The sequence below is a fragment of the Exiguobacterium sp. Helios genome, from assembly GCF_014524545.1.
In the GTDB taxonomy this organism is placed as follows: Bacteria; Bacillota; Bacilli; order Exiguobacteriales; family Exiguobacteriaceae; genus Exiguobacterium_A.
On record NZ_CP053557.1, the window covers coordinates 2,290,412 to 2,315,491 of the forward strand.

Consider the following 25,080-nt stretch of genomic DNA (forward strand, 5'->3'; position numbering starts at 1 on the left):
CTCCTCATTAGAGCAACGGTGAAAATAACCGCGAAATGGATTCAATCAAACGTTGACTAAAACTTCTTTGAATAAAGACACTCCGTTCGACCTGTGAAGAATTCGAAAAATCTTCATAAAAATCACGTGTCAATTCATGGACTGAATTTGTCCCGTACAAAAAGGCGTTTACTTCAAAGTTCAAATGGAAACTTCTTAAGTCCATGTTCGCTGTGCCGATCGTCGCAATCGCATCATCGACTACGATGACTTTCGAGTGCATGAATCCTTTGTTGTATTCGTAAATCTTTACACCTGCTAATAATAAGTCGTCAAAATAAGAGCGGCTGGCATAAAAAACAACTTTATGGTCCGGAAAACTCGGCAAGAGGATTCGGACATCAATACCAGACATGGCGGCGGTCTTCAAAGCTGTCATCAGGTCCTCATCCGGAATTAAATACGGAGAAGCGATGTAAACCGAACTGCGGGCTTCCGTGATTAAACCAAAGTATAAAGACTTCATTGTTTCATGTGGTTCATCCGGTCCGCTCGCAATGATTTGAACACCCCCTGTCGCTTCCTCCATGACTTCGAGCGGTTTCATGTAATACGGTGTAAACAACCGTTCTCCCGTCATGTAGTACCAGTCCTGAAGGAAAATCAGTTGCAACTCCGAGACTGCTTCTCCCCTGACCAACAGGTGGGTATCTCGCCAAAATCCAAACATCTTATCTTTTCCCATATACTCGTCTCCGACATTGATTCCACCGGTGAAAGCAACTGTACCGTCAATGACAACGATTTTCCGATGATTCCGGTAATTTGATTTACTCGAGATAAAAGGAAGGACGACAGGGAAAAATGGGCGCACTTCGATTCCGACCGCCTCCATCTTTTTGAAGTAGGTTTTGTCCGTTGAGAAACAACCGACAGCATCATATAAAAAACGAATCTCTACTCCCGCTTCTGCACGTTCAATCAATGCTTCTTGCAATTCTAGCGCAAGTGCGTCATCCCGGACGATATAGTACTCCAAATGGATATGGCGTTCTGCTTGACGGATTTCTGCTAACAATAACGGAAATTTCTCTTGTCCGTTCGTCAATACTTTCGTATGGCTATTATACGAAATCGGCAAGCGGCTGATCGAATCGATAAGTTTAACAACTTTCGTGTAATGTCCATGTCGGAACACCCGATTGTGTATCCCATGATCAAACTGGGTACGATATTTAATGTAAGACTCTTCATCGAGCATCGCTTTCAGACGAAACATTCTTTTTCGTCTATAATTTTGACCAAAGGTGAAATACACGAAAACACCGACGACCGGTAATGCCATCATGACAAGTGCCCAGACAAGCGTTCGTTCCGGATTCCGGTTCTCAAGCAAGATGATGACGAAGACACTCAGTACGACGAGAATGATGACGAGAGAGAGCCATCCTACCATGTACACACTCCAGTAATAAGAAAGAAATCCGATCAGACTGACTGTCAACAGCAGCGTCATAAGTAATTGGACACGTCGCAACATGGTATCCCCTCCTGTAATTTGTTATGAATGACATACTTTTATGTAGAAGGGACGATTCAAAATGAAAACGTATCTAGTGACTGGTGCAACAAGCGGAATTGGTGAAGCTACCGCCTTACAACTGGCACAAGAAGGACATACTGTCCTTGCGCTTGGACGAAATGAGGAACGTGGTCACGATTTGGAACGTCGCGGTGAAGGACGGATCAACTTCTTTCCAGTCGACTTGTCGATTCCATCCGACATCGATCGATTTTTCGAAGACACAAAAGAACAATTCCCAATACTTGACGGGATTTTCAACAATGCCGGAACCTTCGGAAAGCCGGTTGCACCAGAACGGGTGACTGACCAACAGAGCGAAGTCTTTCAAGTCAATTATCATGCACCGGAGCAGATCATTCAACATGCAGTCAAACGGCTGAGTCGTGGTGCTTCCATCGTTAATAACAGTGCAATTGTCGGACATGTTAAATTCCCTGCCATGCTCTTGCCGTATGCTTCCTCCAAGAGTGCTCTTCTTACGCTTACGAAAACATATGCTGCTCGGTTTCACGGAAAATATCGTTTTAATGCTATCTGTCCCGGTCCTGTCGACACGAAGTTAAGTCATTCCTTATATGGTGGAAAAGATAAGTTTGATTTAGCGATGAAACATCATTTACGTGGTGAAGCGGCTCAACCGTCTGAAATCGCAGAAGTCGTCTGCTTTTTATTATCCGATAAAGCAAGTTACATCAATGGACAAACCTTAGTCGTCGATGGCGGTTACACCCTCACTTGATTATTCTACACAACAAAGGACTGCTTCCAAACAAATTGGAGCAGTCCTTTTTGATTGTACCGTTTGATTCTGTTAATTCGGAAAATGCTTCCGAATGAACGTAAAGACATCGCCAGGTACGATTATTTTTCCATACTCTGCTACAGGATGAATCGTCTGTTCACTAAAGCTCAAGTACTCTGCAATCAGACTCATTACATTTTCCTGTTCTTCCACTTCTGTTTCTTCTTTAAAGTGAAGGTGCAACAGGTAGAGTCCGTCTTTTTGATAAAGAGACGTTTTCACTTCTTCGAAGATCGGTGCTTCTGCATATTGGCTAAGGGCAATGATATGCTCGAAATCTGTTGTTTCAAATAAGACATCTTGACTGAGTTCCGTTTCTTTTTCTTCCGCATCAGACATTGCGGAACGAAGTAACGAATCCAACTCATCTTCGTCAACTTGTTCTCCGTCAATCGTTGTTTTAGCGATTGTAACGGTGACTTCTAAACCTTTTTCAAATGCCTGTACTTGTATCCATAGTGGACCTTCGAAGGAGATGGACTCTTTTTCATTCGCTTCATCCATCATCTGCCAGAATAACTGTTCTCCACGTTCACGGTTGTACCAAATCTCGTCTCGGGCGAAGCCGCGGCGTTCGATGTCCGTGTACGTAATGAAGAACTTGACGGTGTTGTCATTGACGCGTTCGATTTTCAATATGTCCACTCCTTTCCTCTCGCTCTTATCTAGTATACGAACGAGCACTTCACATAGATTCAAAAGAATCATTAAACATATAGGGTATATTCCTTTGTTATCTCTATTTTAACCTTTTTAGGCGGTAACAAAAAGCACACTGCTCAGAAAGCAGCGTGCTCATGACAATTTACTCGTTGACAAGGCGCTGAGCTTCCAACAACTGGAAGGTACGGACTTTTCGCGGTAAAAAGCGGCGGATTTCATCCTCATTGTATCCAACTTGAAGACGTTTTTCGTCAATCAGAATTGGACGGCGTAATAAACCTGGATATTCTTGAATCAAATCATACAAGTGTTGTAACGATAAGTTTTCTACCGATACATCTAATTTGGAAAAGACTTTCGAACGTGTCGAGATGATTTCATCTGTTCCGTCCTCTGTCATACGAAGTATTTGTTTAATTTCATCAAGCGATAATGGCTCTGAGAAAATATTACGTTCCACAAATGGGATTTCATGTTCTTCAAGCCACGCGCGCGCTTTACGACAAGAAGTACAGCTTGGTGAAGTATAGAGTGTTACCATTGAAAAACATCCTCCCCCTGATTTCACATCATTTCTCCTGCGTAAATTTATTACCCAGTAGTTGATGATTCTATTACTTGACAGTTTACTTTGATTTTCATTAAAAATAAAACCCGATATATGTTTTGAGATGAAAGAACTTTTCGTAAAAAGCTTGCTAGAGCCACCAGGTGGCTTCAGCAAGCTGGTGTGTGATCAAAGGGTTGAGAAATCGTCTCTTTTGCTTTAGGGAGTTTAATCTCTTTTAATTTTTTTTCGAAAATGTCCCGCAAAAGGCGTTTTTTCAACTTTTTCTTTTTATCACGTTCTTTCATGCTCCGACACCTCACTCGGTCCGAAAAAAGAACTGTTAACCAACGAAAGCTAAATTATCATCTTCTACATTAATTAGTATACCACGTTTACCTGATTTCTATTCCTACTTGAAGCAATTAATTATGTGAGATTGTCGATTATCTCAAAGTAAACAGTTGCAATTGCTTGCAACATCACGTAAAGTTTATAGAAATACTTACTCGTGGAAGGAGTTATTTCATTATGTCAGTCACTCTTGTTACGATCATCGAACACCCAATCGCTCAAAAATATTTAGAACGGTCTGGCTTGAATCATGCCATTTCTGTAGCAGAACAGGCGTTGAGACTCGCTACCCAGCGTGGTCTGGATGCAGATACAGCAACGAAGGCTGCCCTGCTTCATGATATCGGTCATTATGAATGGTATACAGACGGCACATGGAATTATGATCTCTACCGTCAAAATGATATTCACGCCATCAAAGGCGCAGAACGGGCACACAAACTACTGATCCGTCTTGGTGAGGAACCTGAACGAGCAAAAGAAATTGCTCTTGCTGTCCTGTTGCATACGGATTCTTATTTACCACCAGGTACAATCAATCGTACTCCGTTGCAGCAATTGGTTCATGAAGCAGATACGTTAGAAGAACAACCAGGTGGTCTTCATCATTATGAGAAAATTCCATTCGAAGAAGCCGTCAGCCGTCTGCATGCTCTTGACTCGGTTGTCCACCGTTTCAACAACCTTCCCCGCATTGCTTCCGAAAATTAAAAAAAGGCATTCCCGAATTCATTCAGGAATGCCTTTTCATGTGACGTTATACCAGTTGGGCTTGATATGCTTCAAGCTCGGCATCCGTCATCGAGACGTAATGACCCGGCTCGATTTCACGTAACGGTGGAATGCTCGAATCTTCATTCGATTTTCCAACCGCTCCGCCTGTCGGCCGATCATAAATAATCCGTTTCCGTGTCCGCTCGTGCTCCGGGTCTGGAAGTGGAATCGCAGATAACAGCGATTTTGTATAGGCATGGACAGGATTCTCATACAGACGATCCGCATCACATAATTCAACAAGGTGACCTTGATACATAACACCAATCCGGTCAGAAATGTACTTAACCATTGATAAATCGTGGGCAATGAACAAGTACGTCAGGCTGCGGTCACGTTGCAGTTGTTTCATCAAGTTGACGACCTGTGCCTGAATCGATACGTCAAGCGCAGAAATCGGCTCATCGGCGATGATGAAATCCGGCTCAACAGCCAAGGCACGGGCAATCCCGATCCGCTGACGTTGTCCGCCAGAGAATTCGTGCGGATAACGGCTTGCGTGTTCTTTCGTCAAACCAACTGTTTCCAGAAGATCGTATACCCGGTTGTTCCGCTCGTCTTTCGACTTGGCGAGACCGTGAATATCGATTCCTTCAGCAATGATGTCTCCGACTGTCATCCGTGGATTTAATGATGCATATGGATCTTGGAAAATCATTTGCATCGACCGGTTGAATTTCAGTTTTTCTTTGCGAGACTTTTTATTATGCACATTTTCACCTTTGAAGAGAACTTCACCGTCTGTCGCATCGTAAAGACCGATGATTGAACGCCCAGTCGTCGATTTTCCGCAACCGGACTCACCAACAAGACCAAGTACTTCACCTTCATAAATATCGAATGACAAGCCGTCGACGGCTTTGACGACGCGTCCTCGTCCGATATTAAAGTGTTGTTTTAAGTTTTTTACTTCAAGTAGTTTATTACGATTCTCCATTACTTTAGACCGCCTTTCAGAAGCGATTTCGCGAATGTGCTATCTGGACGATATTTCAGCGCAAGATCGCGGATGGCTACCGGTGGCTCTACATACGGTGCTTGTGGATGTAATAACCAAGTTGCCGCTTCATGAGTATCTGTGATCGGGAAGAACGGAGGTTCTTTCTCGAAATCAATTTTCATTGCGTACTGATTACGTGGTGCAAATGCATCACCGACTGGTGGGTGCAATAAGTTCGGTGGTGTTCCAGGAATTGCCGGTAAGTCTTGCGAACGATCGTCAGACGGTCGTGGCATTGATCCAAGCAGTCCCCATGTGTAAGGGTGACGTGGCTCATAGAAAATTTCATCGACCGTTCCTTTTTCAATCAACTTCCCAGCATACATAACCGCTACACGGTCTGCCATGTTCGCTACGACACCAAGATCGTGTGTAATGAAGATGATAGCTGTACCTGTTTTTTGCTGGATGTCTTTTAACAACTCAAGAATCTGTGCCTGAATCGTAACATCGAGTGCTGTCGTCGGCTCATCGGCAATCAAGACTTTAGGATTACAAGCCAGTGCAATCGCGATAACAATCCGTTGACGCATCCCGCCTGATAGTTGGTGCGGATATTGTTTCAGACGTGCTTCCGGGTTCGGAATTCCGACGAGTGTCAGTAATTCTAACGTCCGTTTTTTAGCTGCATCGCCTGTCAATCCCTGGTGGCGTTTCAAACCTTCGGCAATCTGTTTGAAGATGGTCATCGTCGGATTTAATGATGTCATCGGATCCTGGAAGATCATCGCGATATCACGACCACGTACTTTTTGCATCTCTTTATCAGAGAGTTTGACCAGATCACGGCCGTCAAACATGATTTCACCTTTTGTGATTTCACCGGGAGGATTCGGAATCAAACGCATGATAGCTTTTGATGTAACCGATTTACCTGAGCCGGATTCACCAACGATGGCAAGTGTTTCGCCTTTCTTTAAATCAAACGATACGCCGCGGACGGCTTGAACCGTCCCAGCATACGTATGGAAAGCGACAGTCAGGTCGCGTACTGATAAAATAGTTTCCATTGTGGATGAACTCCTCTCTTATTTCCGTTAGCGACGCAGACGTGGGTCGAACGCATCACGTAATCCATCGGCTAGCATGTTAAAGCTGATCATGACAAGTACGAGGATTGTCGATGGGATGACGAGCAAGTAAGGGAATGTTTTTAATTCTTTGTACCCTTCATTGATCAATGTACCCAGTGATGGTTGTGGTGGAGCAAGACCAAGACCGATGAAGCTTAGGAAAGCCTCGAAGAAGATTGCACCTGGAATCGTGAACATCAATGAAATGATGATTGTACCGAGTGTATTTGGAATCAAATGCTTGAATACTAAACGTGCGCTAGAAGCACCAAGTGTGCGTGCTGCAAGAACGAATTCCTGGTTCTTAAGTTTCAGGATCTGTCCGCGGACGAGTCGACTCATCCCAATCCAGCCGGTGATCGTCATCGCGAGGATGATGGTCGTGATTCCGGGTTCAAGAATCAAGATGAACAAGATGATTAAAATCAAGTTCGGAATCCCTGTCAGGATTTCCGCAATCCGTTGCATGATATTATCGACGCGTCCACCGTAGTAAGCAGAAATTCCGCCATACGTGACACCGACTAGAACATCAATGATTGCTGCGACAAGACCGATGAAGAGTGAAATTCGTGTTCCTTCCCAGACACGTGACCATAAGTCACGACCGAGATGGTCCGTACCAAACCAAAATGTATCTTTGACTTGTTTCGTTTCATAAAAATCGATTGGCTTTTCACCAAGTGTTGCCATTCCGTCAAAACCAGCCCACTCAAGACCTGTAATTTTTGGCGGTAGTTTAGCTTGAGTAATCGTTTGGGTATAAGCATCTCTACCGGACAACATCGGTCCGAAGAGTGATAACAGTGCGATGATGACGATGATGACGAGCGACAGGATTGCCGCTTTGTTTTTACGAAGGCGTGTCCAGGCATCCTGCCAGAAGTTTAAGCTTTTTCCGGCAATCCGCTCACCCGCTTGTTCATTAAATTCTACTGGTTGGAACAGTGATGAGTCGAACTGTTCTGCTTTTGCGTTTGAATTTTGTTCTGCCATTATTTGCTACCCCCCAAACGAATCCGTGGATCGACGACACCGTACAGAATATCGACGAGCAAGATCATAAAGATAAAGACTGCCGAGAAGAACAGCGTTGTCCCCATGATAACCGTATAGTCATTTTGTGTGATGGACGAAACGAACAATTCACCAAGACCCGGTACGGCAAAGATTTTTTCAATAACGAATGTTCCTGTAATCAAGGCTGCTGTCATTGGTCCAAGAATCGTGATGGCTGGAATCAAGGCGTTACGCACCATGTGTTTCCAAGTGATCGATTGACCGTCTAGGCCTTTTGCTTTAGCAAGTGTCACGTAATCCTGACCGGTGACTTCAAGCATCTCCGTTCGAACGAAACGGGCAATTGAGGCTGTTACTCCAAGCGATAAGGAAACGGTCGGAAGAATCGTATGTGCTGGACTTTCCCAGAAGGCTACTGGCAATACGCCCCATTTCACTCCGATATAATATTGAAGAAGTGACGCAAATACGAATGATGGCACGGAAATCCCTAGTACCGAAATGAACATCGCACCGTAATCAACTGCTGTATTGTGGCGAAGAGCCGCGACAACACCGAGGACAAGACCAAGAACTACACCGAGAATAAGGGCTTGAATACCTAATTGAGCGGATGGTCCAATTCGTTCCATAATCAAATCTGTTACTGGACGGCTGTCATATTTAAATGATACACCGAGGTCTCCTTGAACTAAGTTGACCATGTACGCTGCATAGCGTTGTGGAAGCGGATCATTCAAGTTGTACTTATCCCGCAGGATATCTAACTGTTCAGGAGAAAGTTTCTCCTGGTTTTGGAACGGTGAACCTGGTAACAGATCCATTAGGAAGAAAGTGAACGAAGCGATGAGTAAAAACGTCAGTACGCCGTAAACAAGGCGTTGAGCTAAATAACGGCCCATAGATGGCACCCCCTATAAAGATTTTCTGTTTTTTTCGAAACATCAATAAAATCAGTATGACCCAAAATTGTCGGAACATTCAAGAATTTTGTCGTAAAAATTAAAATTCTTTTTTATTTTGGACTGATTGACGCCCCCCTGGCCGCTGTTTTTTCACAGTTAACCAATATTTCAGAATTTTTCGTTTGATTCCATTATACTTTGCTAACAAAGTAATTAGAACCTATTTTTTACGAAAATTTCACATTTCTGCTAACAAAATGAGTTTCCATTCAGAAAAAATCGTATAAAACAGGAGCGTTCCTTGAAAACGTTCTCAAGGACGCTCCCATTTTCAATTACTTCACATCAACATATTTGTACTGGAAGTCAGCACCAAAAACTTGACGGTTAAAGTCTTTGACCGTCGGACGACTCAGGAATGCAGCACCCGCTTGATAAATCGGTGCGATCGCTTGGTCTTTTTCGATCAATTGTGACTCTGCTTGTTTAAAGAGATCAAGACGTTTTGCGACATCTGATTCTTCGTTGGCAGCGTTCAACAATTTATCGTAGGCAGACGATTTGTATTTGACGTCATTTTGACTGTTTGTCGATTCAAAGATCGATAAGTTCGACATTGGATCTTGATAGTCCGGACCCCAAAGCGCATAAGACATTTGGTAATCGCCTTTTGCTTCTAAATCCAGTTTATTTTTGAACGGTTGTTGTTTGATCGCAACAGTGACATTCGGAAGGTTTTTCTCAATCTGTCCCTTCATGTATTCACTGATTTTCTTCGCGTCTTCGCTATCGAATGACAAGAGTTCAATCGTTGCTTTCTTATCACCGTTTGCTTTTTTCCAAAGATCAGCTGCTTCTTTCGCATCCCGGTCGAACCAATTGATGTCGCTTGTATAGTCTTTACCTGCGTCATCTTTGATGAATTCTTTCGGAATGAAGCTTGTAGTCGGAATCGAACCGTTCGCAAGTAACGTATCCGTGATCCCTTTTGGATCGATTGCCCGTGCGATCGCTTTACGCGCATTGACGTTTTTCATTGTGGCGTCTTCATTGTTGAACTTCAAGTAAGCAATCGATGAACGGAGTGCGGTCTTGAATTCAGGTTTTGATTCATATGTCGCAACTTGCTCTGACGTGAGGCCGGCATAATCGATTTCGTCCGTATCATACAGGTTTACAACGGTAGAGTTATCTTTAACGACACTGATCGAGACCTCATCGAGTTTAACGGCATCTTTATCCCAATAGTTTTCGTTTTTCGTCAGAATACGTTTTGAATCCGTTTTCCAAGATGTCCAAACGAAAGGACCGTTGTAAAGAAGTTTATCCGGTTTAAGCGAGAAGTCTTTTTTGTTTTTGTTATAGAAATCTTCGCTGATTGGCGTATAAGTTCCGAATGATGTGAGTGAAAGGAAGTATGGTGCCGGACGTTCGAGTTTAACTTCAAGTGTCTTGTCGTCAATCGCTTTGACACCTAGCTCGTCGACTGGTTTTTTTCCTTGTGAGACATCAGCACCATTTTTGACCGTATCAAAGATGTATGCATAACCGGAAGCTGTTTTTGGATCGACGGCACGTTTCCATGCAAATTCAAAATCCTGTGCTTTGACTGGTGTACCATCTGACCATTTAGAATCACGAAGCGTAAACGTATATGTGAGGTTATCACTTGAGATATCTGTTTTTTCAGCAAGTGCCGGAATCGCTTTCCCGTCTTTGTCTAACCGGTAAAGACCTTCCATCGTGTTTCCGATCATGTTGAACGCAACTGCATCTGTTGCTTGTGCCGGATCGACCGTCGTAATATCAGAAGTATCCGTTAATCGTAAAACTTTTTTGCCTTTAGAAGAACCTGCATCTTTATCTCCGTCACCTGTTGTTGAACAACCTGCAAGTACAACGCTTCCTGCAAGCATAACTGATAACGCGAGACCGACTGTTTTTTTATTCATCGGTGAGTCATCTCCTTTTCATTTTCAAAACCGCTTAATATAAACGATTTTTGGACATCTCGTCGAAACTGCCTCAACGTTCCCCAAAACGCATTGACCTAGTTTCAAAAACTTAAACGAAGTGATAAATTGATTTTATGTGAGAATAACAATATCGTCAAGTGAATAGTCACACTATTTGCTATTTTATACGTCCTGAATAGTACAGAGTCGTAACAATCCTTGACTTTGCGTATAATGAAATCATCATCTTGCCGTAGGAGGTTCATCATGTCTGCTAAACTATTACGCCCGCTTCTGATTGCTTTGATTTTAACAACTGTCTACACGATTTGGGCCGTCGCCACCGACGCTACCCATTCATTTGTTTATCACTTGTCAGGCGGCTTGTTCATTGCCGGCTTCCTGTTACTTGCTATCGGATTCTTCTCCAATATGTCTGCCAATGGATTTTTTAAAGGCATCACTGCAGGCTTTAAAAAGCAACGGGAAGCGAAGTTACGGGAAGTCGATGGGGATTATTACGAGGACGAGGATGAAGAAAGTGAACTTTTAGAAGCAAAACAAAAGCGGGCTTCTAACCGGACGGTTCCTTATCTCTCGAGTGGTTTTATTTGTATCGTCGTCTCTTTACTCTTATCGTTCATTTGACGGAATTTTGATGACGATTAGAAGAAACATGTGCTAAAGTGGAGATAACGTTATACGAGAACACAGTGATGGAGAGTAGTACATCTGATAACCACTTATAGAGAGTCCATGGATGGTGGAAATGGACAGTCGGCGCAGATGGAATGGACTTCGGAGTGGCTGATTCGAAATGATGTAGAATCAGACGGGTCTGCCCGTTACAGCAAATGAGCGGCTAGTTTTCTAGCAACTTGGGTGGCAACGCGATGACTCGTCCCTTGAATGATTCAAGGGATGTGTCATCTTTTTTATTTCATTTTTTGGAGGGATTCTCATGAAAACGATTTTTTCAGGCATTAAGCCAACGGGTACGGTGACGCTTGGTAACTACATTGGCGCGATGAAACACTTTGTTAATCTGCAGGACGAACACGATGCATATTACTGTATCGTCGACTTACATTCCATCACGGTCGAAATTGACCGGATTGAACTTATGAACAATACACGGGCGCTTGCTGCACTTTATATCGCAAGCGGACTCAATCCTGAAAAATCAACAATCTTCGTCCAGTCGGAAGTTAAAGCGCACGCTCAGCTCGGGTGGATGCTGACATGTCTGTCCGGTATGGGTGAACTGGAACGTATGACACAATATAAAGATAAGTCGCAAGGCAAAGACCGGATTGGTGCTGGATTATTTGTTTATCCAACCTTGATGGCAGCCGATATTCTCTTATATGATGCAGAGCTTGTTCCAGTCGGCGACGATCAAAAACAACATATCGAGTTGACACGTGACTTAGCGCAACGTTTTAACAGCCGCTATTACGAAACATTTAAAATGCCGGAGCCGGTCATCGCCGAAACGGGTGCCCGTATCATGAGCTTGACGTCTCCCGATAAAAAGATGTCAAAAACGGATACAAATCCAAAAGGCTATATTTCGATGCTCGACGCTCCGGACGTGATTCGCAAAAAAATCAAGTCTGCCGTAACGGATTCCGAGGGGATCGTTCGATTTGACCGGGAAAACAAACCGGGCGTCTCAAACTTGCTCGAAATTTATTCATTGCTGGCTGGTATTTCAATCAAAGACTTGGAAGCAAAGTATGATGGATTGAACTATGGTGTATTTAAATCAGATGTCGCAGAAGTCATCGTTGCTGAACTAGAACCGATCCAGCAACGTTATTACGACTTAATTGATTCAGAAGAACTCGATTTGATTCTTGACAATGGTCGCGACAAAGCAGATCTGGTTGCTTCACGTAAATTGGCGAAAGTCGAAAAAGCGATGGGACTCCAACGGAAACGCGCAAAAGTAAAGAAATAATTTTAGGTGTCTTTCAACGATTCTTGCCTTTCTTCTTATTTTTTTAGAAGAAAGGTTTTTTTATTTGCGCAACAAAAAAAGCGCTCCCAGTTAAGGGAACGCTTTTTATACTTATTTACCTTCGATTGAAGCCCATTTGTACGAGAAATCTGCGCCGAAGTTATGTTCGACAATCCCTTTAACGTATGGTTTAACCATGAATGCACGTCCACGCTGATAAACAGGCGAGATGGCTGCAGAATCAAGAAGGATTTTCTCTGCTTCTTGAAGCTCTGACCAACGTTTTGTAGCATCCGTTTGTGTTTTTGCATCGTTGATGAGTTTATCGTACTCTTTATCTGACCACTTACCACGGTTGTATGGTCCGTCAGTCAAGAAGAGATCGAGGAACGTCATTGGATCTTGGTAGTCAGGACCCCAGCCGGCGAATGAGAACTCAAAGTCGCCTTTGTTTTCGAGATCAAGTTTGTTTTTGAACGGTTGTTGCTTGATTGTGACTTTCATGCCTGGAAGGTTCTTCTCAAGCTCACCTTTCAAGAACTCACCGATTTTCTTCGCGTCATCACTATCGTAGTTAAGAAGCTCAAGTTCAACCGATTTTTGACCGATTTCTTTTAAGCCCTCTTCCCATAGTTTTTTCGCTTCGTCTGCATTGTACTCGTTGAATGTCGGGTACTTTTCACGGAAGTCTTTTCCGTCAGCATCTTTCGCGAAATCTTTTGGTACGAGATAGTTTGCAGGAAGTGATCCGTTCGCCAAGATGACGTCCGTGATTCCTTTTTTATTGTAACCCATGTCGATTGCGCGACGGATTTTTTCGTTGTTTAATGCTTTGACTTTCGTGTTCAAGTAAAGGTAGAAGATTGTAGATTCACCCTTTGTTTTGAACTCGTCATTATCTTGATACTGAGCAACGAATTCTGAAGAGAGACCAGCACGGTCGATATCGCCTTTTTCGTAAAGGTTAACTGCTGTTGAAGTTTCTTTAACGACCTTGACGTTGATTGTGTTCAACTTGACGCTATCTTTATCCCAATAGTTGTCGTTTTTGACCATTTTCCAGCCTTGTTCACGTGTCCATTCTGTTAACTTGAATGGTCCGTTGTAAAGTGATTTATCTGCTGTCGAACCGAAGTCCTTACCGATTTTTTTCGAAAGTTCTTCCGATTTCGGCATGAATGGACCGAATCCAGTTAAACCAAGGAAGTAATCCGCTGGTGCTTTCAATTTGACTTCGAATGTCTTGTCGTCAACTGCTTTGACGCCAACCGCATCACGCTCGCCTTTTTTCGTGTTGTATTCTTCAGCACCTTCGATGTTGTAGAAGACATACGCGTATTGCGAAGCATTTTCCGGGTTCAAGACTTCTTTCCAAGCATATTCGAAGTCTTTTGCTGTGATTGGTGTACCGTCCGACCATTTAGCATCACGTAGCTTGAATGTGTACGTCAATTTATCGTCAGAAACTGTGTGACTTTCAGCAATACCTGGTGTCGGCTGTTGCTTGTCATCTAAACGATAAAGACCTTCCATCGTGTTGTTCAAGACGTTGAACGACACGGCATCCGTAGAAGTTGTTGGGTTAAGCGTCGGAATATCAGCACTTTCGATCAAGTTTAGCGTTTGCTCACTTGATTTTTTGTCTGAACTTTTGTCGCCCGATGATGTGTCATTTGAATCAGTCGTCGAACAAGCTGCAAGGAACGCGCTTGAAACGAGGGCTACAGATGTAGCCAGTGCAAAACTTTTCTTTTTCATGATACGATGACCCCCCTAAAATTTCCAAAGCTAGTAATCTAAGGTTTTTGAGCGAAAAAAAAAGTCGTTACTTTTATTCGACCAAAACCTCTCGTTACAAATAGTTTACAATGTTCTGATAATTTTGCAAACCTTTTATCCGATTTTTCTAAATATTTTTTCAAAACAATTTGAAAATAAGTGGAATTTTTAGTTTTTTGTGTGACTTTTTATAAAATAAAGCTAAATTTCTTTATTCAAAAAAAGCGATTTAACGGTCATCCGAACCGTTAAATCGCTTTTCCTTATTCTATTCCTATGCGATATTACGCGTGATAGCGTTTAAAGACGAGTGAAGCATTATGACCACCGAACCCAAGCGAGTTGCTGAGAGCATACTCCACATCCCATGACCGGCTTCCCTCGCGCACGTAATCAAGATCACACCCTTCACTCGGTTGTTCCAAATGAATCGTCGGGTGAACGATTTGTTCTTGCAACGATTTAATTGTCGCGATGGCTTCTACTCCACCGGCACCGCCTAGTAAATGACCAATCATCGACTTCGTCGAGTTGATGGCTAATTTTTCAGCATGATTTCCAAATACGGTATGGATCGCTTTCGTTTCAAGTACATCATTCATCGGCGTACTTGTTCCATGAGCATTAATATATTGAACGGCGGCCGGTTCAATACCTGCATCTTGAATCGCCATCGCCATTGCGCGCGCTCCGCCGTCGCCGTCTGGATCTGGTGCTGTGATATGGTAAGCATCGGCTGTTAATCCGTATCCGCTGACTTCTGCATAGATTTTGGCACCGCGGGCAATCGCATGTTCATACTCTTCAAGTACCAGGATTCCGGCACCCTCTCCCATGACAAATCCGTCACGGCCTTCATCAAACGGACGGCTTGCCGTGTTTGGATCATGGTTCGTCGACATCGCTTTATTGGCACAAAAACCAGCAAAAGCAAGATTGGTAATCGGTGCTTCTGCTCCACCGGCAATCATGACGTCCGCGTCGCCGCGTTCAATGACGCGTAACGCTTCACCAATCGCGTTTGTACCGGAAGCACATGCAGTGACGGAACAGTTATTCGGTCCTTTTGCTCCTGTATAAATCGAAACTTGGCCACTTGCCATGTTTGGAATCATCATTGGAATGAAGAATGGACTGACACGACGATGTCCCCGTTCAAAATAGATTTTCGCCTGTTTTTCAATCGTCTCGACGCCGCCGATTCCTGATCCGATCCAGACGCCGATACGTTCAGCATTGGCTTTAACATCCAGTTCAGCATTTTTGACGGCTTCCATACTTGCGACGAGCGAATAATGAACAAAACGGTCCATTTTCCGGGCTTCCTTTGCTTCGATGAATTCCGTGACATCAAAATTCTGTAATTCTCCTGTTACTTTCGTCGGATACTCATCGATATCAAGACGTTCCATCGGACGAATCCCGTTTTCACCGGCTTTTAACGCATTCCAGAATGTATCGACATCATTACCGATTGGCGTCAGTGCGCCCATACCTGTTACTACTACACGTTTTCTCATCATTTTATGTGTTCTCCCCTTTAGTCCAAGTAATGTAAGCTGCCCCCCATGTCAAACCTGCGCCGAATCCGGCGAGGACAAGTGTCGTCCCCGGTGACAATCTTCCTTGTCGCCGTGCCTCTTCTAGTGCAAGTGGTATTGACGCAGCAGATGTATTCGCATGTTCGTCAATCGTCACGATCACTTTCGCTTCTTCAATTCCAAGCCGTTCACGTGCTGCATCAATAATCCGTAAATTCGCTTGATGCGGAATCAGTAAATCAAGTTCGGCCAGTGTTCCGTCCGCTTTTTGAATGACTTTTTCCACGATGTCCGGTAACTTGCGGACTGCGAACTTAAAGACTTCCCGACCGTTCATTTCAATCGGACCATCCAGGTTTTTAAATAACAGATGTGCTCCGCGGCCATCCGTGCCAAGTTCAAAGGCATTCAATCCTTGCTGCTCGGTTGGACCGAGGACAACCGCTCCAGCGCCATCACCAAACAAGATGGCTGTCGACCGGTCTGACCAGTCAACGATGCTGGACATCTTCTCTGCACCAATGACCAGTGCATGCTTCGATTCCGTTGCCGTCATCATACTCGAAGCCGTCTGTAGGGCAAAAATGAATCCGCTACAGGCTGCGCTGATATCAAAAGCTGTCGCACCGAGTGCGCCGATCCGCTCCTGAACGATACAGGCAGTTGACGGGAAAGCACGTCCGGTTGCCGTTCCGACAACAATCAATCCGATGTCGTCTGCTGTCAAGTTAGCATCCGCTAATGCTTTTTCCGCTGCTTCCGTCGCTAAATCAGTGACATCGACTGCATCATCTGCAATCCGTCGCGCGCCGATTCCTGTACGTGTCCGAATCCATTCATCACTCGTATCGAGTGTCGCTGCTAAATCATCATTTGTCATCCGATGTTCGGGTAATGATGTACCGAGTCCTACAATTCCGATATTCATATGATTGCTCCTTTGAAATTAGTATCTGGTACTAATATAAAGCGTTAAACACATTTTGTCAAAGAGAAAAGAAGGTCTCCCGTTGAGAGACCTTCTTTCACGTAATCCAGATTACTCTGAATCAGCTAATGTGCGGACGACTTCCATGACCATCTTCGCTGAATTAATCGAAGCAATCTCCAAGAATTCATCAAATGACAGAGATGCTTCTTCATCGGCACTGTCAGAAATCGAACGTGTCACGACGAACGGAACATCGAACTGATGGCAAACTTGTGCAATCGGTGCCGCTTCCATCTCAACTGCCGCGACATCCGGGAAGTTCGTTTTAATGAGATTTGAACGCTCCGTATCATGGATGAACGAATCACCTGTCACGATCAAACCATGGACGACCCGAATCGCATCCATTCGTTCAATGACAGCTTCCGCTGTTGCAATCAGTTTTGGATCAGCTGTATAGGCAGCCGGCATTCCCGGTACTTGACCATACTCGTAACCGAACGCTGTCACGTCGACGTCGTGATGACGGACTTCCGTCGAAACAACGACATCACCGACTTTTAAACCGGCTCTGAATCCGCCGGCTGAACCGGTATTGATTACGGCACTTGGCTTGAAATGATCAAGCAGTAATGTCGTTCCGATTGCGGCATTTACTTTTCCGATACCGGATTTTAAGATGACGACCGGGACACTGTTCAACAATCCTTCATAAAAATGATAATTGGCAATGACGGTATCTTTTCGTTCCGATAATTCATTTCGAAGTAAGTTTACTTCTTCTTCCATCGCTCCGATGATTGCGATTGGCATGTCTTTTCCCCCCGTTCAAACAGAAAACCGGATTGCTCCGGCTGCTGTCCGTTCTTATTTACTTGATTGATGTAATTTTTACAGCGAAATCTCCGCCGGGTGCTTGAACGGATACTTGCTCACCGACGCTGTGACCGAACAGACTTTTAGCGATTGGTGATTCGTTCGAGATTTTCCCAGTGAACGGATCGGCTTCTGCACTACCAACAATCGTATACGTTTCTTCTTCATTGTCTTCAAGGATCAAGAATGTAACTGTTGTCCCGATACCAACAACCGAGATATCCTTCTCATCTTCCGAGATGATGGCGACGTTGCGTAACATCTCTTCCAATTGAGCAATCCGGCCTTCGACCATTGCTTGTTCTTCTTTCGCTGAATCATATTCCGCGTTTTCCGACAAGTCACCAAATGAACGGGCAATCTTAATGTTTTCGACAACTTCTTTACGGCGGACTGACTTCAGTTCGTTTAATTCGTTTTCAACATTCGCTTTACCTTCAAGCGTCATGTAATACTGTTTTTCTGCCATTTTTGTCACGCTCCTTTTTATTCCACTAGTATAGTATATTCACATCTTTTTTGGAATCAATATCCTCTTTGATCAAGTGAAGACCGATAATCGAGAATCGCCCGGATCTTCGTGACGAGTAAATCGATTGCCACGTGGTTTTCGCCACCTTCGGGAACAATGATGTCGGCATATCGTTTTGTTGGTTCACAAAACTGAAGATGCATCGGACGGACGACTTTCGTATACTGCTCGACGACAGAATCAATCGAACGTCCCCGTTCATTCATATCACGTTGCATCCGGCGCAGAATCCGAACATCGGCATCTGTATCCACGAAGACTTTAATATCCATCAATTCCCGTAAACGTTCATCTTCAAGCGCTAAAATACCTTCGACGATGATGACGTCACGTGGATCAAGCGGAATCGTCTCCGTTGCCCGTGTGTGCGCAACGTAATCATAGACCGGTTTTTCAACCGCCTGATTTTCTCGCAGTGCCTTAATGTGTTCAATCAGCAAATCGTTATCAAAGGCAAACGGGTGATCATAGTTCGTTTGATAACGCTCTTCCATCGATAATTCACTTTGATCCTTATAGTAAGCATCCTGCTCGATCATGACGATGGATTCACTCGGGAACGCGTCGACAAGTGACCGTGCGACCGTCGTCTTTCCTGAACCTGTTCCTCCAGCCACACCAATTACAACCGGTTTTTGCATTGAATTCTTACCTCCATCATTCATTCCGACTTTACTTTCCGACTGACGGACACACCGTCTCCAAGTGGGAAAATCGTCGTATCATATTGATCTTGCTCCATCATCCATGCCGTGAATTCTTTAACCAGACGGACAAGGCGCCGCCTTCTCCGGTCAAAGGTCTTCGGATCTGTCTCAAGGACATCTCCGTGCAAAAACAGGTTATCCGTATATAAAACTCCGCCTATTGGCACCAATCGCCCATAACCGTTAAAGAATTTTTTATACTGTCCTTTCGCTGCGTCGATGAATACGGCATCGAACTTCTGTTCAAGGGTTTCGGCTAATTCTACTGCATCAGCAAAAACGATGTCAATCCGGTCCGCGACGTCTGATCGTTCAATGAACATCTTGGCTTCGGCGTATCGTTTCGCATTTCGTTCTACTGTCGTGATCCGGGCATCCGGTAAGGCACGAGCCATCCGAATCGCACTGTAACCAATCGCTGTTCCAAGTTCAAGAATTCGTTTCGGTTGTTGTAACGTCAACAACGATAACAAAACTTCCGATCCCGTCAGTTCAATGATTGGAATATGGCGCTCTTTCGCGTATGCTTCCATTTCCTGTAACAAGGGATCACGCGGTCGAATCATCCCTTCGACATACGCTGTAAAATCATTCATTCGGAATTCACTCCTTCTGCGCATAAACAGGTTGACCGGGAACGAACATACCGTTCCCGATCAACCCCCTGTTCATTGCTCTTTACTTGCTTCGTATTCGACCCATTCCGGTTTATACTTCACAACATTTCGTTGATGTTCCTCATAGGTTTCCTCATAAAGAATTTGCCCCCGTGGATTTTTATCACTTGGTGGTCGGGCAAAGAAATAAACATATTTCGTCTTTTTCGGATTAAGGACGGCAAGAATTGAATCTTTACTGACCGTTGAAATCGGACCAATCGGAATACCTTCATACTTGTACGTATTGTATTTCGAATTGTTCTCAAGATCCTTCAATGTCGTCAGTGCTGTATTCTCTCCTGTACCGTACCAGACCGTTGGATCCGATTGGAGTTTCATCCCGTCGTTGAGGCGATTCGTAAAGACACCGGCAATCTCACGACGATCGTCTGGTGTTGCGGCTTCCCGTTCGACCATCGATCCGAGACTCAACACTTCATGGAAGGTCATGCCTGATTTCTTAATCGCATCGGTGTTCTCATCATAAATCTTTTCCGTCTCATCTAACATCGTTTCGGCAATTTGATTGATACTTTTTCCTTTGTCGAATTCGTATGTCGCCGGGAAGAGGTATCCTTCGAGTGAATAAAGGACTCCCTGCTTCGTCACTTCATCCGTTAACATCGGATACTTGTCAATTAATGTCTTGATATACGCCTCATCCGTCAATGATTTTCGGATCGAGTCAGCTTTAAAACCGGTTGCTTTCGCAATGATGGCAATTTGACGATCCATCGTGATTCCTTCAGGGATCGTAATTTTAACATCTGCTGCTTTCATGATCGTTCCGGTCTTTAACTCATTGATGATTTCATCCGGTGCCATCGCTTGCGTCAATGTGTATGTCCCGGCTTGGAATGACGATTCATTCTTATAGCGGACATAATAGCGGAAAATCGTTTCGTTCGCGATTAAATCTTTTTCCTTGAGAATGCTTGAAATCGTACTTGTTCCGGCGCCTAAGGGAATTTCGACTTTGACGGACTTCGTCGCCTCTTCGTTGACCGGCTCGAGTGAACTCTTTAAAAAGATGTAGATGGCTGCTCCTGCTACTAAGAAAATCGTGAATAATACTGAAAGGATGATTAACGTAATCCGGCGCGATGTCCGGCGACGTTTCTGTTCGATTTCAGCATTTTTCTTCCATTCATTCTCCATCGGTTCCTCCTTCTTCTCTTAAAACAAGGTGATATCGAAAGAGCTGCTGCTCTGACGACACCACCTTATACACGAGTCGGTTTAGTCAAGCTCGTCTTCTAATGTATTAAAGACTTCTTCAATTTCATCCCAAGTTTCTGCATCGTCTTCTGCGATCGGAACTAGGTTGAAGTCATCATCACCATCACCATATTCTTCTAACTCATAAACAAAGATATCGACTTCTTCTGCTTCATCATAATCCGCTCCGACTGGCTCAAGGAAAATATACGTTTTGCTTGAGCGCGGGCTTTCATACCGTAAACGCTCGGCAAATTTAAATTCATTACCTTCTCCATCGGGAATTACGTAATGTGTAGGTTCATTCTGTTGCATCATTCATCCGCTCCTTTAATGCAGCCTCAAGTTCATCCCAAGTCTGCTCATCGTTTTCATCAATCAGGCTCAATTCAAAATCATCTTCGCCTTCGCCAAACTCGTCGATTTCACAAATGATCAAATCATCTGCGCCCTCTTCCGGATGACCAATCATTTCGAGAAATAGATAGGTCTTGCCGGTTCGCTCACTGACATAACGGTACCATTCTTCGAAAAGATGTTCGCCACCGTCTTCATCAGGAAAGAGATACTGCCGTTTTTCTTCAGACATCTCATTTCCTCCTTATCGATTTGCCCGATCCAAATAAGATTGTAGGATCATGACTGCTGCCATCTTATCGATGACTTGTTTCCGTTTTTTTCGACTGACATCGGCATCGATCAGCATACGTTCTGCCTGCATCGTCGTCAATCTCTCGTCGACAAGAACGGTCGAAAGGCCTGTCTGCGTCTCGATTTCACGCGCGAACGCTTCACTCGCCTCAGCTCTGGGACCAATTGATCCATTCATGTTTTTCGGATGTCCGATGACGATGATTTCGACACCGTATTCCTTAATAATTGCCTCGAGTCGCTTGAAGGCGACCGGATATTCAGGTTCTGTCCATTTGATGGTCTCGATGCCTTGTGCTGTCCAGCCCATCAAATCACTCACCGCAACACCGATCGTCTTCGAACCGACATCAAGTCCGATGGCACGCTTCATTTTTTGTCTCCACTCTCCGATAGATAAGATTTCACGAGTTCTTCCAGTAGTTCATCACGCTCAATCTTTCGGATCATATTACGTGCATCGTTATGACGAGGAATGTAAGCAGGATCACCGGAAAGTAGATATCCGACGATTTGGTTGATCGGATGATAGCCTTTTTCTTCTAAAGCATGATAGACCGTCAGCAATACTTCGCGTGTTGCCGCCTGGCTATCGTCTTCTGGAAAATTAAATTTCATCGTTTGATCCATCTGACTCACGTTAATCACCTCTTTCATTTACACTACTTCTCTATTATGCCAGTGATTGCACGTAATGTGAAGTAAACGCAAGAGCTTCGTTTAATTTTGCAGGATCTTTTCCGCCAGCCTGTGCCATGTCCGGGCGGCCGCCACCGCCACCGCCGCAACGCGTCGCTACTTCCTTGATCAGTTTACCGGCATGGTATCCTTGATCAATCAAGTCTTTCGAGACACTTGCAACGAGGTTGACTTTGTCTCCCTGCGCGCTGCCGAGGACGATGATTGCCGAACCGAGACTCGACTTCAATTCATCCATCATACCGCGAAGCGCATCCATATCCGAGACGTCGACTTGCTTCGCAAGGACTTGGACTCCATTGATTTGCTCGACATCCTCTTTCAATGATGCTGCTTCAATGTTTGCCAGTTTTGCTTGTAGGGATTCGTGTGCACGTTCCGTTTCGCGGAGCTGGACTTGAAGTGCTTCAATCCGTCCCGGTACTTCAGTCGTCTTCGTTTTCAGTACGCGTGCTGCCTGCTCGAGTGTCTGCAGGTGACCGTTCATCACATGATATGCTCCAGCGCCTGTGACTGCTTCAATCCGTCGTGTTCCAGCTCCGATTCCTGATTCGGAAACAATCTTGAACAGACCGATTTCTGCCGTGTTTCGAACATGGATTCCACCGCATAATTCGATGGAATATGTTCCAGCCGAAACGACACGAACCGTCTCACCGTATTTTTCACCAAACAGAGCCATTGCACCTTTTGCTTTCGCATCAGCAATGTTCATCTCTTCAATGTCGACTGCAAGTGATGCCCAGATTGCTTGGTTGACATCCTGTTCGATAGTTGTCAATTCTTCAGCCGTGACTGCTCCGAAGTGCGAGAAGTCAAACCGGAGACGATCTGCCGAAACGAGTGAACCGGCTTGGTTGACGTGTGTCCCGAGTGTATCTTTTAATGCTTTGTGCAACAGGTGGGTTGCAGTATGGTTCTTTGTGATGGCTTGACGTGACGACGCTTCGACTGTTGCATGAACTGTCGCATCTGCCAAAGCAATCCCCGTCCGAACAATAACGGTATGCAGGTTTTGACCGTTCGGTGCTTTTTGAACATCTTTGACATCAAGGACGAAATCAGGACCTGTAATGGTTCCTGTGTCCGCCACTTCTCCACCGCTTTCTGCATAAAACGGTGTAATATCAAGCAACAATTGTGCTTCTTCGCCGGCAGCGACTTCTGTCACTCGTTCTCCATCATGCAACAAAGCAATGATTTTAGCATCCGTCTCAAGGTCCGTATAACCGATGAACTGGCTCGGAACAGTCAACGTTGCTAACACTTCTGATTGTTGTTGCATCGAACCGCCGTCTTCACGGGCAGCACGAGCACGCTTCCGTTGCTCATCCATTGCCCGTTTAAATCCTTCTTCATCGACAGACATCTGATGATCTTCCGCATATTCAACCGTCAATTCGAGCGGGAAACCATACGTATCATACAAACGGAAGGCATCTTCTCCGCTGATGACGTGTTCACCGTTACTCTTCGCTGCTTGTGCCACGGTGTTTAAGATGGCAAGACCATCATGTAACGTCTCGTGGAATCGTTCTTCTTCGTTTTTAATGACACGTTTGATGAAATCTGCTTTTTCTGGAACTTGTGGATAGAAATCGACCATGACGCTACCGACTGTATCAACGAGCTCGTACATGAACGGACGTTCGATTCCGAGCATTTTTGCATAACGGACAGCACGACGAAGCAGGCGGCGTAAGACATAACCGCGTCCTTCGTTCGAAGGCAACGCACCGTCTCCGATTGCAAAGGCAACCGTCCGGATGTGATCAGCAATGACTTTGAACGCGACATCCAGTTTTGTGTCTTCACGGTAAAGTTTACCGCTGAGTTCTTCTGTCTTATGGATGATCGGCATGAACAAGTCCGTGTCAAAGTTCGTCGGCACATCTTGCATGACGCTCGCCATCCGCTCAAGACCCATCCCGGTATCGATGTTTTTACGCGGTAATTCTGTGTAATTGCCGTGTCCATCATGATTATATTGACTGAACACGATGTTCCAGATTTCGAGATACCGTTCGTTTTCGCCGCCCGGATACAATTCAGAATCGTTCGGATCGTCGCCGAAAGCCGGTCCGCGGTCGAAGAAAATCTCTGTGTTCGGACCTGAAGGACCCTCACCAATTTCCCAGAAGTTATCTTCCAGCGGAATGATACGTTCAGCCGGCACACCGAGTTCAAGCCAGATTTGACGTGCTGCGTCGTCTTCCGGATGAATCGTCACGGAAAGACGGTCCGGATCAAGTCCGTACCACTCGTCACTCGTCAAGAGTTCCCAGCCCCATTTGATTGCATCTTCACGGAAGTAGTCGCCGACAGAAAAGTTTCCAAGCATTTCAAAGAATGTATGGTGACGTGCTGTTTTTCCGACATTTTCGATATCGTTCGTCCGGATCGATTTCTGCGCGTTGACAATCCGCGGATTTTGCGGAATGACTCGTCCATCAAAATATTTTTTTAACGTAGCGACACCCGAGTTGATCCACAGTAATGTTGGATCCTCGATTGGAACGAGCGATGCGCTTGGTTCGATTGCATGTCCTTTAGACTGGAAAAAGTCGAGATACATCTGACGGATTTGTGCACCCGTCAACGGTTTTAATGGTTTCATCGAAAATACCCCCATTGATTAATTTGTCCTGAACGCAAAAAAACGATACATTCATCCCTGAAAAGGGACGAAAGCATCGCTTTCGTGGTACCACCCTCGTTCGTAAAGACATGTGCTCTCTTTACCTCGAAAAATCCGTTAACGGAGATTACCCGCAAGTGTTTGCACTCGACTCCGGAAGGAGCTTCAATCGAATCGTCATGAAGATGGTTGCAGCAGATCCATCTCTCTCTGGTCATGAAGATTACGA

The 25,080-nt window shown here is 44.6% G+C and carries 26 protein-coding genes and 2 other annotated features (1 of these 28 running past the window's edge); of the genes, 4 read left to right on the forward strand and 22 right to left on the reverse strand.

Features of this window, described 5'->3' with window-relative positions; genetic code table 11:
- Window positions 1–7 precede the first annotated feature (7 nt).
- Complete coding sequence (cls, locus tag HNY42_RS12025; RefSeq protein ID WP_188004546.1) at window positions 8–1,519, reverse strand: cardiolipin synthase; 1,512 nt, start codon at window positions 1,517–1,519, stop codon at window positions 8–10.
- A gap of 61 nt (window positions 1,520–1,580) precedes the next feature.
- On the opposite strand from cls, the gene HNY42_RS12030 reads away from it, so the two are divergent.
- On the forward strand, window positions 1,581–2,303 hold the full coding sequence (locus tag HNY42_RS12030; protein WP_131972455.1) for an SDR family NAD(P)-dependent oxidoreductase: 723 nt from the start codon (window positions 1,581–1,583) through the stop codon (window positions 2,301–2,303).
- 72 nt (window positions 2,304–2,375) lie between these two features.
- Here the strand turns inward: HNY42_RS12030 and mecA are convergent, their stop codons facing one another.
- The 3 genes from mecA to HNY42_RS12045 form a co-directional block, all read right to left on the reverse strand.
- Window positions 2,376–3,002, reverse strand: a complete 627-nt coding sequence (gene mecA, locus HNY42_RS12035; protein ID WP_131502691.1) for an adaptor protein MecA — start codon at window positions 3,000–3,002, stop codon at window positions 2,376–2,378.
- A 169-nt stretch (window positions 3,003–3,171) separates the two neighbouring features.
- On the reverse strand, window positions 3,172–3,570 hold the full coding sequence (gene spxA, locus HNY42_RS12040; RefSeq protein WP_012370920.1) for a transcriptional regulator SpxA: 399 nt from the start codon (window positions 3,568–3,570) through the stop codon (window positions 3,172–3,174).
- A gap of 176 nt (window positions 3,571–3,746) precedes the next feature.
- A complete protein-coding gene (locus HNY42_RS12045; protein ID WP_012370921.1) occupies window positions 3,747–3,884 on the reverse strand; it encodes a hypothetical protein in 138 nt (45 codons plus the stop codon).
- A gap of 220 nt (window positions 3,885–4,104) precedes the next feature.
- Between HNY42_RS12045 and HNY42_RS12050 the strand changes: the two genes are divergently transcribed.
- Window positions 4,105–4,641 (forward strand): HD domain-containing protein, encoded by a 537-nt coding sequence (locus tag HNY42_RS12050; protein ID WP_188005448.1) that lies wholly within the window; start codon window positions 4,105–4,107, stop codon window positions 4,639–4,641.
- 46 nt (window positions 4,642–4,687) lie between these two features.
- On the opposite strand, the gene HNY42_RS12055 is transcribed toward HNY42_RS12050, so the two are convergent.
- From HNY42_RS12055 to HNY42_RS12075, 5 genes are all read right to left on the reverse strand, one after another.
- Window positions 4,688–5,641, reverse strand: coding sequence for an ABC transporter ATP-binding protein (locus HNY42_RS12055; protein ID WP_147510738.1), 954 nt, complete (start codon window positions 5,639–5,641; stop codon window positions 4,688–4,690).
- Complete coding sequence (locus HNY42_RS12060) at window positions 5,641–6,714, reverse strand: ABC transporter ATP-binding protein (protein ID WP_026827862.1); 1,074 nt, start codon at window positions 6,712–6,714, stop codon at window positions 5,641–5,643. The genes HNY42_RS12055 and HNY42_RS12060 overlap by 1 nt, the downstream gene beginning before the upstream one ends.
- A 27-nt stretch (window positions 6,715–6,741) precedes the next feature.
- Entirely contained in the window at window positions 6,742–7,773 is a 1,032-nt protein-coding gene (gene opp3C, locus HNY42_RS12065; protein ID WP_114595364.1) for an oligopeptide ABC transporter permease, read from the reverse strand.
- Window positions 7,773–8,699 carry an oligopeptide ABC transporter permease gene (opp3b, locus tag HNY42_RS12070; protein WP_188004547.1) on the reverse strand — a complete coding sequence of 309 codons (927 nt, stop codon included), beginning with the start codon at window positions 8,697–8,699 and terminating at the stop codon, window positions 7,773–7,775. The genes opp3C and opp3b overlap by 1 nt, the downstream gene beginning before the upstream one ends.
- Window positions 8,700–9,037: 338 nt before the next feature.
- Window positions 9,038–10,654: a peptide ABC transporter substrate-binding protein gene (locus HNY42_RS12075; protein ID WP_131502696.1), complete on the reverse strand. Its 1,617-nt coding sequence runs from the start codon at window positions 10,652–10,654 to the stop codon at window positions 9,038–9,040.
- A 270-nt stretch (window positions 10,655–10,924) separates the two neighbouring features.
- Here HNY42_RS12075 and HNY42_RS12080 point away from each other — a divergent pair, with 270 nt between their 5' ends.
- Both HNY42_RS12080 and trpS read left to right on the forward strand, forming a co-directional pair.
- On the forward strand, window positions 10,925–11,305 hold the full coding sequence (locus HNY42_RS12080; RefSeq protein WP_131502697.1) for a DUF3899 domain-containing protein: 381 nt from the start codon (window positions 10,925–10,927) through the stop codon (window positions 11,303–11,305).
- Between the two features lie 56 nt (window positions 11,306–11,361).
- Window positions 11,362–11,566: a binding site (T-box leader), on the forward strand.
- A gap of 52 nt (window positions 11,567–11,618) precedes the next feature.
- Entirely contained in the window at window positions 11,619–12,620 is a 1,002-nt protein-coding gene (gene trpS, locus HNY42_RS12085) for a tryptophan--tRNA ligase (protein WP_131972452.1), read from the forward strand.
- Window positions 12,621–12,731: 111 nt separating this feature from the next.
- Here the strand turns inward: trpS and HNY42_RS12090 are convergent, their stop codons facing one another.
- From HNY42_RS12090 to alaS, 13 genes are all read right to left on the reverse strand, one after another.
- Window positions 12,732–14,378 (reverse strand): peptide ABC transporter substrate-binding protein, encoded by a 1,647-nt coding sequence (locus tag HNY42_RS12090; RefSeq protein ID WP_114595359.1) that lies wholly within the window; start codon window positions 14,376–14,378, stop codon window positions 12,732–12,734.
- Window positions 14,379–14,683: 305 nt separating this feature from the next.
- A complete protein-coding gene (fabF, locus tag HNY42_RS12095; RefSeq protein ID WP_131972451.1) occupies window positions 14,684–15,922 on the reverse strand; it encodes a beta-ketoacyl-ACP synthase II in 1,239 nt (412 codons plus the stop codon).
- A gap of 1 nt (window position 15,923) precedes the next feature.
- Window positions 15,924–16,868: a beta-ketoacyl-ACP synthase III gene (locus HNY42_RS12100; protein ID WP_131502700.1), complete on the reverse strand. Its 945-nt coding sequence runs from the start codon at window positions 16,866–16,868 to the stop codon at window positions 15,924–15,926.
- Between the two features lie 111 nt (window positions 16,869–16,979).
- Window positions 16,980–17,684 (reverse strand): 5'-methylthioadenosine/S-adenosylhomocysteine nucleosidase, encoded by a 705-nt coding sequence (mtnN, locus tag HNY42_RS12105; RefSeq protein WP_131502701.1) that lies wholly within the window; start codon window positions 17,682–17,684, stop codon window positions 16,980–16,982.
- A 58-nt stretch (window positions 17,685–17,742) separates the two neighbouring features.
- On the reverse strand, window positions 17,743–18,216 hold the full coding sequence (gene greA / locus HNY42_RS12110; RefSeq protein WP_012370935.1) for a transcription elongation factor GreA: 474 nt from the start codon (window positions 18,214–18,216) through the stop codon (window positions 17,743–17,745).
- 56 nt (window positions 18,217–18,272) lie between these two features.
- Window positions 18,273–18,920: a uridine kinase gene (gene udk / locus HNY42_RS12115; protein ID WP_012370936.1), complete on the reverse strand. Its 648-nt coding sequence runs from the start codon at window positions 18,918–18,920 to the stop codon at window positions 18,273–18,275.
- A gap of 20 nt (window positions 18,921–18,940) precedes the next feature.
- Window positions 18,941–19,582 (reverse strand): O-methyltransferase, encoded by a 642-nt coding sequence (locus HNY42_RS12120; protein WP_188004548.1) that lies wholly within the window; start codon window positions 19,580–19,582, stop codon window positions 18,941–18,943.
- Window positions 19,583–19,654: 72 nt separating this feature from the next.
- Window positions 19,655–20,803: an endolytic transglycosylase MltG gene (mltG, locus tag HNY42_RS12125; protein WP_188004549.1), complete on the reverse strand. Its 1,149-nt coding sequence runs from the start codon at window positions 20,801–20,803 to the stop codon at window positions 19,655–19,657.
- A gap of 81 nt (window positions 20,804–20,884) precedes the next feature.
- Window positions 20,885–21,178, reverse strand: coding sequence for a DUF1292 domain-containing protein (locus HNY42_RS12130; protein WP_026827849.1), 294 nt, complete (start codon window positions 21,176–21,178; stop codon window positions 20,885–20,887).
- Window positions 21,165–21,452 (reverse strand): DUF1292 domain-containing protein, encoded by a 288-nt coding sequence (locus tag HNY42_RS12135; protein WP_012370940.1) that lies wholly within the window; start codon window positions 21,450–21,452, stop codon window positions 21,165–21,167. The genes HNY42_RS12130 and HNY42_RS12135 overlap by 14 nt, the downstream gene beginning before the upstream one ends.
- Before the next feature lie 12 nt (window positions 21,453–21,464).
- A complete protein-coding gene (gene ruvX / locus HNY42_RS12140; protein ID WP_026827847.1) occupies window positions 21,465–21,887 on the reverse strand; it encodes a Holliday junction resolvase RuvX in 423 nt (140 codons plus the stop codon).
- Window positions 21,884–22,153 carry an IreB family regulatory phosphoprotein gene (locus tag HNY42_RS12145; protein WP_026827846.1) on the reverse strand — a complete coding sequence of 90 codons (270 nt, stop codon included), beginning with the start codon at window positions 22,151–22,153 and terminating at the stop codon, window positions 21,884–21,886. The genes ruvX and HNY42_RS12145 overlap by 4 nt, the downstream gene beginning before the upstream one ends.
- Window positions 22,154–22,187: 34 nt before the next feature.
- Window positions 22,188–24,830, reverse strand: coding sequence for an alanine--tRNA ligase (gene alaS / locus HNY42_RS12150; RefSeq protein ID WP_131502703.1), 2,643 nt, complete (start codon window positions 24,828–24,830; stop codon window positions 22,188–22,190).
- Window positions 24,831–24,890: 60 nt separating this feature from the next.
- Window positions 24,891–25,080 (reverse strand) — a binding site (T-box leader) (it continues 28 nt past the right edge of the window).

Coding starts and splice junctions, on each gene's coding strand:
- cls (WP_188004546.1), bottom strand. CDS start 1,519: ATGTTGCGACGTGTCCAATTACTTATGACGCTGCTGTTGACAGTCAGT.
- HNY42_RS12030 (WP_131972455.1), top strand. CDS start 1,581: ATGAAAACGTATCTAGTGACTGGTGCAACAAGCGGAATTGGTGAAGCT.
- spxA (WP_012370920.1), bottom strand. CDS start 3,570: ATGGTAACACTCTATACTTCACCAAGCTGTACTTCTTGTCGTAAAGCG.
- HNY42_RS12045 (WP_012370921.1), bottom strand. CDS start 3,884: ATGAAAGAACGTGATAAAAAGAAAAAGTTGAAAAAACGCCTTTTGCGG.
- HNY42_RS12055 (WP_147510738.1), bottom strand. CDS start 5,641: ATGGAGAATCGTAATAAACTACTTGAAGTAAAAAACTTAAAACAACAC.
- HNY42_RS12060 (WP_026827862.1), bottom strand. CDS start 6,714: ATGGAAACTATTTTATCAGTACGCGACCTGACTGTCGCTTTCCATACG.
- opp3C (WP_114595364.1), bottom strand. CDS start 7,773: ATGGCAGAACAAAATTCAAACGCAAAAGCAGAACAGTTCGACTCATCA.
- opp3b (WP_188004547.1), bottom strand. CDS start 8,699: ATGGGCCGTTATTTAGCTCAACGCCTTGTTTACGGCGTACTGACGTTT.
- HNY42_RS12075 (WP_131502696.1), bottom strand. CDS start 10,654: ATGAATAAAAAAACAGTCGGTCTCGCGTTATCAGTTATGCTTGCAGGA.
- HNY42_RS12080 (WP_131502697.1), top strand. CDS start 10,925: ATGTCTGCTAAACTATTACGCCCGCTTCTGATTGCTTTGATTTTAACA.
- trpS (WP_131972452.1), top strand. CDS start 11,619: ATGAAAACGATTTTTTCAGGCATTAAGCCAACGGGTACGGTGACGCTT.
- HNY42_RS12090 (WP_114595359.1), bottom strand. CDS start 14,378: ATGAAAAAGAAAAGTTTTGCACTGGCTACATCTGTAGCCCTCGTTTCA.
- fabF (WP_131972451.1), bottom strand. CDS start 15,922: ATGATGAGAAAACGTGTAGTAGTAACAGGTATGGGCGCACTGACGCCA.
- HNY42_RS12100 (WP_131502700.1), bottom strand. CDS start 16,868: ATGAATATCGGAATTGTAGGACTCGGTACATCATTACCCGAACATCGG.
- mtnN (WP_131502701.1), bottom strand. CDS start 17,684: ATGCCAATCGCAATCATCGGAGCGATGGAAGAAGAAGTAAACTTACTT.
- greA (WP_012370935.1), bottom strand. CDS start 18,216: ATGGCAGAAAAACAGTATTACATGACGCTTGAAGGTAAAGCGAATGTT.
- udk (WP_012370936.1), bottom strand. CDS start 18,920: ATGCAAAAACCGGTTGTAATTGGTGTGGCTGGAGGAACAGGTTCAGGA.
- HNY42_RS12120 (WP_188004548.1), bottom strand. CDS start 19,582: ATGAATGATTTTACAGCGTATGTCGAAGGGATGATTCGACCGCGTGAT.
- mltG (WP_188004549.1), bottom strand. CDS start 20,803: ATGGAGAATGAATGGAAGAAAAATGCTGAAATCGAACAGAAACGTCGC.
- HNY42_RS12130 (WP_026827849.1), bottom strand. CDS start 21,178: ATGCAACAGAATGAACCTACACATTACGTAATTCCCGATGGAGAAGGT.
- HNY42_RS12135 (WP_012370940.1), bottom strand. CDS start 21,452: ATGTCTGAAGAAAAACGGCAGTATCTCTTTCCTGATGAAGACGGTGGC.
- ruvX (WP_026827847.1), bottom strand. CDS start 21,887: ATGAAGCGTGCCATCGGACTTGATGTCGGTTCGAAGACGATCGGTGTT.
- alaS (WP_131502703.1), bottom strand. CDS start 24,830: ATGAAACCATTAAAACCGTTGACGGGTGCACAAATCCGTCAGATGTAT.